We start from the raw sequence: 8,955 nt of genomic DNA, 5'->3' as shown, positions 1-8,955 counted from the left end.
TCCGTGCCGTCAGGATTGAGGGCGTGGATCTTCATGTCGGCCGAACCGGCATAGATCGTGCCGTCGGACCCGATCGCCGGGGCCGAGGAGACGACACCGCCGGTCGCGAACGTCCACTTCAGCTTGCCGTCGGGGTTCACGGCATAGATCTTCTTGTCACGGCAGCCGAAGTAGACGGTGCCGTCGGAACCGATCGCCGCAGCCGTATAGATCTGGTGGACTGCGGTGTACGACCACTTCACCGTGCCGTCGGGGTTCACGGCGTGGAGTTTTCTGTCCCGGGAGCCGACATAAATCGTTCCGTTCTGGTCGATCACAGGCTGGATCGTGAGGAAACCGGCCGTCTTGTACGACCATTTCTGCATCGGGTCGCTCGGTCCGGTGTATGGGCTCTGCCCGGTATGCCTCAGGTCGTGGCCGACCATCGGCCATGCCGAGTCGGCAAGGCCGCCGGCCTGCTCGGTGACGGTCACCGCCGCCGTGCCCTCGACCGCACCGTTTGAGGCGGTGACATTCGTCGTGCCGGCGGCGATGGCGGTGAAGGTGCCGCTGGCGTTCACCGTGCCCACGGTCTCATTCGAACTCGACCAGACAACGGTGATGCCGGTCATGGCGTTGTCGGCGGCGTCATAGGCCGTGGCGGTGAACTGCTGGTCGTCGCCGACGTTGAGGGCGGCCGTGACCGGGGAGACCTCGATCCGGGAGGGAGCGGGGCCGGACCCTGCGCCGATGACCGAGTAGCCGCTCGTCTCCTTGCCCGTCGCGCCCGTCAGGAGGGCGTTGCTCCAGGCGACCATGTTGTCGCCGTTGTTCGAGTTCTGGCAGTAGCCGTAGACGCTGAAGGCCGCAAAGGTGTCCAGGTTCTCGAAGGAGAATTTGATCCGCACCGCACCCCGGTTCTCGAGGTCAGCGTTCGGTCTGAGCACGCCGGCGTTCAGGTCGATGAACATCACCTGGAAGGTGTTCGACGTGTCGTTCATGTCCTGGCCGAAAAAGATCGGGTAGTCGAAGCCGTTGCCGGTCGGTTTCCAGATCTGCGGGCCGTACCTGAAGTCTTCCTTCGTGAAGGTCTCGTCGAGGGCGGAGGACTGGTAGGTCACGGTGTCAAGGGGCGGGGCCTGGTTGCTCGCCGTGTTCGGGGTCCAGGTGTAGCCGTCGGCATTCACATGCAGCCTGAAGTCGTCCGGGACCGTGCCGTTCACCGCGACCATCAGGATGATCTCGTCCTCGTAGCCCTTACCGCCAGAGTCGGTCGCATAGAAGGTGCCGCTCTGGTTCTCGGAGACCGTCACCTGACCGAAGTTTGCTGCCGGATCAGTGGAGATGTGCAGGGCGTTGAGGCCGCGGTCGTAGCCTTCGAACCTGATATTGTAGGTGTTGTTCCCGAAGGCGTTGTACTTCACGCCGGCGTCGTTGGCGACGGTGAAGAAGACGTTGTTGTAGTCGGGGAGGGGCTGCGGGCCGGAGGGCGCGGCGGTGACGGTCACCGTGGCCGTGCCCTCGAAAGTGCCGTTCGCAGCGGTGAGCGTGGTCGTGCCGGCTGCGAGGGCCGTGAAGTACCCGGTCTCATTTACCGTGCCGATCGTCTCGTCGCTGCTCGACCATGCGATGGCGATATCGCTCATCGGCCGGTTGTTCTGGTCGAGGGCTGCGGCGGTGAACTGCATCGAGGTGTCGATCCCGACGTCAGCGCTTGCAGGAGTGACATTGATCGAGGTCAGCACCGGAGGAATGCCGGCGACGGTGTAACCGGACGAACCGTCCGCACTCAGGCGGTTGGTCCAGCGGATGCCCTGCCCCTGGTTCGATGAAACCGTATATACGTAGCCGTCGAAGGCTGCGAAGGTCTCCAGGTTCTCGAAGGAATACTCGACCTTGATTGCGCCGTTGTCGGTGATCGACTGGCCCGAGAAGTCAGGCTGAGAGAGGGTGTTCGCACCGAGGATACCTGCGTTCAGGTCGATGAACATGATCGAGAAGGTGTTCCCGGTATCGGTCATGTCCTGTCCGTCGAAGATCGGGTAATCGGGCGCCGCGCAGGGCCTCCAGATCTGCGGGCCGTAGAGAAAGTCCTCCTTGGTGAAAATCTCATTCAGGGCGACAGGCACATAGGTGATGTTAGTGAATGCCGGATAGGTGCCTGTGAGTACAGGCGTCCACTGGTAGCCGCTTGCCTTGATGTGGACGCTGAAGTCATCGGGAACCGTGCCGTTGACCGCCAGCATCAGGATGCCGTCGTCGTCCCAGCCGCGGCCGCCGGTGTCGGTGAGGTAAAAGACGCCCGACTGGTCGTTGCTGAACGTGACCTGACCTTTGGAATTCGAGACATCAGTCGTAATATGAAAGGCGTTCAGGCCCTGAGTGGCACTTTGGGCCGGGTTGAAGAAGTGATAGGTGTTGTTGCCGTAGTCGTTGAAACGGGCGTTTTCGCTGTTCGAGATACGCAACAGCGTATCCTTGTTCGACGGTATCACCGTCGTACCGGCATCAGCCGCCACCGGGGCGATGCTGATGATCATAAAGAGCAGGAAGAAAACTGCGGCGATCCACCGCAGGCGTCTCCCGCCGGATTCGGAATAATCTCTTCTCATACGTCTGACTCCACCCATTTTCAGGCCAAAAGAACGGACAATATGCGGGTTTAAGTCAACAATTTCCATTTAACGGCCCAGAATTGTTAATGGATATCTTATCGGGCCACAATGGAATAAAAATATTATTATTTGGTCGCAAGTATAACAGATATAATTAACACACGGATGTGATGATGGTCTCCACAGGTGGTGGAGGAAGGATAAAAAAGAAAAAAATGGGGATTTACACGCTCAGAGACTCACCGTATAGCCGCTGCTGCCCGCATCCGCAACCCTGTTGGTCCAGGAGATGCCCTGGCCCTGGTTGGACTGGTTGCACCAGGCATAGGCATTGAAGGCGCAGAAGCCGTTGAAGTTGCTGAGGGTGTAATCAACCTTCGCCATGCCATTACCTTCAAAGGAACTGTTGACGCCGAGTGCACCGACGTTCAGGTCGATGAACATGAACCGGAATGTGTTGTTAGTGTCGCTCATATTCTGGCCGTAGAAGATGGGATACACCATAACACTCGACGGTTTGTTTATCTGGTAACCATACGTGAAGTTGGCATTTGTGAAGGTGTCGCTCAGCGCTCCTGCCACGTAGTCGTTTACGGGGTTTAAAACCGGTATAGAACCATCGCCCGTCGGCGTCCACTGGTAGCCACTTGAGTTAATAGCGAGAGTGAAGTCATTGTCAGAACTGTTCGTGGCGAACATCAGAATGATGTCGTCGTCATAGCCCCTGCCGCCGGTGTCCGAGACATAGAACGTACCGGAGGAGGACGTCGAGGAGGTCACCTGCCCATAAGGCAGAGAGGGACTGTCTGTGATATGGAGGGCGTTGAGGCCGCCGCCGCCGAACTTCATGTAGTAGGTTTTGTCCGGTCCGTTGTATGTCGCACCGTCCAGATTAAATCTCACTCCGGCGTCGTTTTCCACCGAAATAAAGCAGTTCTTGTACGGCAGTGTAGTCAACGCGGCCGCCGGTGCGACCGTGATCGCAAGCATCATCAGGGCCACGGCAACCATGGCCAGGCTCCTGATACCATTGTTCTCTTTCATGGTTTCACCTCTTTGCTCATTTTTTCGACCGGGTCACACCAGTCAACAATGGTTGATTGACTGAGCGGATCAATCAACCAACACATCATGAAACGGACGTGATATAAAAATTATGTGATATTATATTGTCGATACTACAGAATAAGGACAAAATACAAAGACTAAAAACTGCTTATCAGGCCTAAAATCAATTCTATCGTAGAAAAATATAACCCTGACTTTGAAAGCCGGTTCGGGTACACGCCAGGCACAGGCCCCTGTGAAAAAAACGCGGCCATTTCGAGACCCTGCACAAACGCGACGCTGCCCTCTACCCTCTCTGCTCCTTTTTCATAGCGCATCTCGATCAAGGGGGAAAGACCACACCTGCTGATTCGGAGACATCTCTTCACACCAGGATCTGCAGAGCCACATGATCCGGTATCCGACAGAGAAGAAGGGAAAACCTGTAGAGGGAAGAACACCGGAGCGTTCCACCGTCCCCTGAAGATGAAAGCGGACGAAATTCCGGAGACTGAACGTGCAACCGAACGAGGTCGATAGGAGCGTCCAGGTTGCGGCCCTTCCTCTACATCCATAAAAATAACGAGAAATGCGGTGCGGGCGGAAAAACTCCATACAATAGCAAGGCAAGAGGCGAACAGACACCGATCAGGGGAGCAGGGGAAGGAGGGTGAGAACCCGAACCTGGATATGGCAATGCAGTGCAGAAGGTATGCCCGCGGCCGGAATGCCGCTGATCTCTTTCCGGCCGATGGGCCATGGAGTGCCTGCTCCCGATCGTGCTTGCTCCGAGGTTTATATTTGTTGATTAACAGAAAGTGTTAATCAAACAAAAGAATTTGATAACTCCTGAAACCTTATAACTTTCGCTTTGGCCCTCAGGGCGTACTGGCCGCCGTACCCTCCCGGCCAGGCTCCATCCATTTCTGAAAATAGGCTGACTGCAGAGATAGTTAAGTCAAATGGATTTAATAAACAGATACCGGAAAATCAACAGTGTAATAACGGCCACTCGCCATACCTGATGTCATATGGCTGTGATCCCGTGGAGATAACCGATGCAAAGAGAGACGACCTCACCAGGGAGGCGGAGGCGTGCAGACAGATGCTCCTCCCGGTGAAGGAGGAGATGCAGAAGGTGATCGTCGGGCAGGAGGAGACGATCGACGGCCTTCTCACAGCCCTCGTGGCGGGGGGCAACGTCCTCCTCGAAGGGGTGCCCGGCCTTGCAAAGACCCTCATCGTCCGGACCCTCGCCTCCTGCATCGACTGCTCCTGCGCCCGCATCCAGTTCACCCCCGACCTCCTCCCCTCCGACATCACCGGGACGACGGTGTATAACCAGAAGGACAGCACCTTTTCCCTTGTCAGGGGCCCGGTCTTCCACAACATCATCCTCGCGGACGAGATCAACAGGGCGCCGCCGAAGGTGCAGTCTGCGCTCCTGGAAGCAATGCAGGAGAGGCAGGTGACGGTTCAGGGCGAGACTCTCCCCCTCCCCGACCCCTTCTTCGTCCTCGCCACCCAGAACCCCCTGGAGTCTGAGGGCACCTACCCCCTCCCCGAGGCGCAGACAGACCGCTTCCTCTTCAAACTCCTCATCGACTACCCGACTGTCGCGGACGAGGTCGAGATTCTGGACAGGTACACCTCGGGGGCCGTGGTCACCCCGGCGTGCGTCCTCTCCGCACCGGACCTCCTGAGGGTGCGGGCGGCGGCGCGGGCCGTCCGTGCCGACCCCGCGGTGCGGGAGTACGCCGCAAAGGTCGTGGACGCCACCCGCCACCCGGCGGCGTACGGCCTCGACCTGGCAGAGACAGTCGCCTGGGGCGCCTCGCCGCGGGCGACCATCTCCCTCGTCCTCGGGGCAAAGGCGCGCGCCCTCCTCGCGGGCAGGGGCTACATCGTCCCCCATGACATCAAGGCCGTCGCCCACGCCGCCCTCCGCCACCGCATCCTCCTCACCTATGCCGCCGAGGCCGCGGGCACAGGCACCGACGCGGTCGTCGACACCGTCCTCGAGGCCGTCGAGGTGCCGTGATGGAGAGTGACGTCGCCGCCCTGATCAGGGAAATACATCCCGTGCCCCTCCAGGCCCTCCTCCCTATCGGCGGCATGCAGGCAGGGGGCCACCGCTCCTCCCTCACCGGCCAGGGAGTTGAGTTTGCCGGAATCAGGGCCTATGTCCCGGGCGACGACGTCCGCGCCATCGACTGGAAAGTGACCGCCCACAGGAACTCCCCCTATGTGCGGGAGTACGCAGAGGACAGGGAGACGACCCTGTACCTCGCCGTCGACGTCTCGGCCTCGGCCAGTTTTTGCGGCACGGCAGGCAAGGAGCAGGCGGTCATCGAGGCGGCGGCCGCGCTCGCCCTCGGAGCGGTCGAGAACGGTGACCGTCTGGGTCTCTGCCTCTTCTCCGACCGGGTGGAGAGGTTCATCCCGGCACGGCGGGGGAAGAGGCACATCGCCGCCGTCCTCTCCGCACTCCTCGACCGCCTCCCCTTCTCGGGGGGGACAGATATCGCCGCACCCCTCAGGTTCTTCGCCGCCGCCGTCCCCAGGCGCTCCACCGTCGCCGTCGTCTCGGACTTCTTCGGAGACCCCTTCTTCGACGACCTCGCCATCCTGCGGCGGCGCCACGAGACCGTGCTCGTCAGGGTCGTCGACGCCGCGGAGGAGGTGATCCCCGACGTCGGCCTCATCTCCCTGGAAGATCCGGAGACAGGGGAGCAGGTCGTCGTCGACACCTCCGACCCGGCCTTCAGGGCCGGGTACAGGGAGGCCGCAGAGGAGGAGGAGCGTGCCCTCGCCATCGGCGCCGGCACCTGCAGGACGCCTCTCCTGCCCCTCAGGGCAGGGGACGACCTCTCCGATGCCGTACCGGGGAGGAGGAGGTAGATGCCAGGCTTTAATCATCCCCTCTGGCTCCTCGGACTCATCGGCCTCCCCATTCTTTACATCCTGTACCTGCGGGCGCAGAAGAGGCGGAAGACGGAGGCGCTCCCCTTCTCCCGCGTCGTCCTCGTAAAGGCGGCCCTCCCGCGGCCGTCACGGCGGCCTCTCACCCTCTTCCTCCTCACCCTCCTTGCGATCGGCCTCATCGTCACCGGCCTTGCCGGCCCGCACGTCCCCTTCGCCGGCGTCCACGAGGGGGTGAGCGTGGTCCTCGCCATCGACACCTCGGGGAGCATGGCCGCCGCGGACTATCCCCCGAACAGGCTTGAGGCCGCAAAGACTGCAGGGGGCACCCTCCTTGCCGGCCTGGAGGATAATGATTATGCCGGCGTCGTCACCTTCGAGGCAGGAGCGATGAGCGCCGCCTACCTCTCCCCCGACCTTGCGCGGGTGGAAGGGAAACTCGCGGCCGTCAGGCAGAAGGACGGCCCGACCGCCCTCGGCGACGGCCTCGCCCTCGCGGTGGACATGGCCGACGCCATGCCAAACAGGAAGAAGGTCGTCGTCCTCCTCTCCGACGGCGTGAACAACGCGGGCATCATCACGCCCCTGGCGGCGGCGGCCTTCGCGCAGGAGCGCAACGTGCAGGTCTTCACCGTCGGGCTCGGTTCTGCCGCCCCCGCCGCCTTCGGGCCGACAGAGGACGGGACGATGCAGTACGCGGACCTCGACGAGGAGACCCTGCGGAGGATCGCGGAGGCGACAGGCGGGATCTATTACCGCTCCGTGGACGGCGGCACCCTGCAGGAGATCTATGCCTCCCTCCCGGGTGCGATCGCACGGGAGCCCGAGGAGACGGACATCGCCGCACTCTTCTTCGCCGCCGCGGCCCTCGTCCTCCTCGCGGAGTGCTGGCTCAGGTACGGGTGGGGGCGGATCCTCCCGTGATCAGGAATATCCTCCTCCTTCTGCTCCTCCTTGCGGCCGTCCAGGCCTGCAGCGCAGGAGAGGTCGTCCTCACCGCGGCAGAGAGCGAGTACACTTTCCCGGTCGGCGACCAGGCCGGGATCGAGGTGACGGCCGCGAACACCGCTGGCGCGGAGACGAGGGGCACCCTCACCATGGCGCTCAGGCCGGAGGGGAGCACGACGGGACGGACGCAGGTACGGGGTGTTGTCCTCAAGCCGGGCACGACCACCGTCCCGGTGGCCCTTGGCACCTTCGATGTCCCGGCGACCTGCAGTCTGGAGATCACCTTCGCCTCCGCAGACGGGAAGGCGACGGCTCTCAGGGGGATCACCATCCATTTTGTCGATAGCGAGGAGCAGGTCGGCGAAAAAGAAACCGGTGGACCCGTCAGTTCGGTCCCTGAAACGGCCGGGCAGACTGGAGGGAGGTCGCCCCCATCTGGCAGGGGCGGTACGACCGACCGGGAGATCCAGGCAGGGCAGGCAGCGCAGGACGCGGCCGCCCTCAAAGAGGCGCTCCTGGGCGAGACAGATCAGAAGAAGGCAGAAAACGACCTCCTCGAACGGGCACAGGCCGACACCTTGGTCAGGGACTTCGACCGTATGCTCAGGGCAGAGGGGTTTGAACAGGCCGGACGGTCTGCAGATCCAGACTCCGGCGCCTTCGCCCTCGCCTACAGGCTCGGGGGAGAGGAGGCGGCTGTCAGGGGAGTGATGGGGGAGACGCTCGCCTATGCCGCCCTTGAGACCGGCGCACCCCTCAGGGTGCCTGCAGTGCTCGAGGAGAATGCAACATTCGGGGAATATGCGGCAACCCTTACAGGGGAAGGACTCTCCCGCGAGCGGACCGTCATCAATGCCACCCGTGAGCAAAGCACCATCGCACTTGCGTGGGGCGGGGAGGCAGCCTGGGTCAATGCCACCGTCGCCAGCGGGGCCGTGACCAGTGTGACCCTGCACAGGCACCTGAACTGGCTGCCCCTTGCCGCCCTGATGGCGACCCTCGTCGCCGTGCTGGCAGCGGCCCTGCGGGCAGGCGGGCCGTCTGAGGGTTCAGGGCAGGGAGAGGAGGAAGAGAAACAGGACACAGCCTCCCCCTCACCGACCGCCATCCTCGTGCGGGCGCGTGAGGAGTTCAGGAAGGGGGAGACAACCCTCGCATACCGGGGTGCAGCCCGGGCGCTCAGGGTGCATATCTCGCAGAGCCGCGGCAGGGGGACCGAAATCACCGACGAGGAGGCACTGGCTCTTCTTGCAGGAGACGATGCGGCGGCACCGTGGGTGCGCGACGCCCTGCAGGTCTGTAGCAGAGTCGCCTTCGCGGTGAGGCCCACGTCTGAAGAGGAGTTTGCCACCCTCACAGACAGGATCGGGCGGTATCTCGGTGGCCGCGAGGAGTTTAAATGATCTATTTAACCCGTGCGCGGTGAAACCGGCCCGCGCGCCGC

The 8,955-nt window shown here is 62.0% G+C and carries 6 protein-coding genes; 4 read left to right on the top strand and 2 right to left on the bottom strand.

The window, feature by feature from the left end; genetic code table 11:
* Both BP869_RS07435 and BP869_RS07430 read right to left on the bottom strand, forming a co-directional pair.
* A partial coding sequence (locus tag BP869_RS07435) for a PQQ-binding-like beta-propeller repeat protein (protein WP_342678337.1) occupies positions 1-2,591 on the bottom strand: 2,591 nt, incomplete at its 3' end.
* 234 nt (positions 2,592-2,825) lie between these two features.
* Positions 2,826-3,497: a hypothetical protein gene (locus BP869_RS07430; RefSeq protein ID WP_342678335.1), complete on the bottom strand. Its 672-nt coding sequence runs from the start codon at positions 3,495-3,497 to the stop codon at positions 2,826-2,828.
* Between the two features lie 1,189 nt (positions 3,498-4,686).
* Between BP869_RS07430 and BP869_RS07425 the strand changes: the two genes are divergently transcribed.
* The 4 genes from BP869_RS07425 to BP869_RS07410 are packed head-to-tail and all read left to right on the top strand — an operon-like array spanning position 4,687 to position 8,914.
* Positions 4,687-5,682, top strand: a complete 996-nt coding sequence (locus BP869_RS07425) for an AAA family ATPase (protein WP_342678333.1) — start codon at positions 4,687-4,689, stop codon at positions 5,680-5,682.
* Entirely contained in the window at positions 5,682-6,542 is an 861-nt protein-coding gene (locus BP869_RS07420) for a DUF58 domain-containing protein (RefSeq protein WP_342678331.1), read from the top strand. Before BP869_RS07425 ends, BP869_RS07420 begins: the two co-directional genes overlap by 1 nt.
* Positions 6,543-7,487 (top strand): vWA domain-containing protein, encoded by a 945-nt coding sequence (locus tag BP869_RS07415; protein WP_342678329.1) that lies wholly within the window; start codon positions 6,543-6,545, stop codon positions 7,485-7,487.
* Complete coding sequence (locus tag BP869_RS07410) at positions 7,484-8,914, top strand: hypothetical protein (RefSeq protein ID WP_342678327.1); 1,431 nt, start codon at positions 7,484-7,486, stop codon at positions 8,912-8,914. Before BP869_RS07415 ends, BP869_RS07410 begins: the two co-directional genes overlap by 4 nt.
* Positions 8,915-8,955 lie beyond the last annotated feature (41 nt).

Source organism: Methanofollis sp. UBA420 (assembly GCF_002498315.1).
Lineage (GTDB): Archaea > Halobacteriota > Methanomicrobia > Methanomicrobiales > Methanofollaceae > Methanofollis.
Note: the sequence above shows the minus strand (reverse complement) of the source record. Positions and strands in the feature narration are given on the sequence as shown.

Excerpts from the sequence above, each read along its gene's own strand:
- BP869_RS07420 (WP_342678331.1), top strand. The coding sequence starts at position 5,682 with ATGGAGAGTGACGTCGCCGCCCTGATCAGGGAAATACATCCCGTGCCC.
- BP869_RS07415 (WP_342678329.1), top strand. The coding sequence starts at position 6,543 with ATGCCAGGCTTTAATCATCCCCTCTGGCTCCTCGGACTCATCGGCCTC.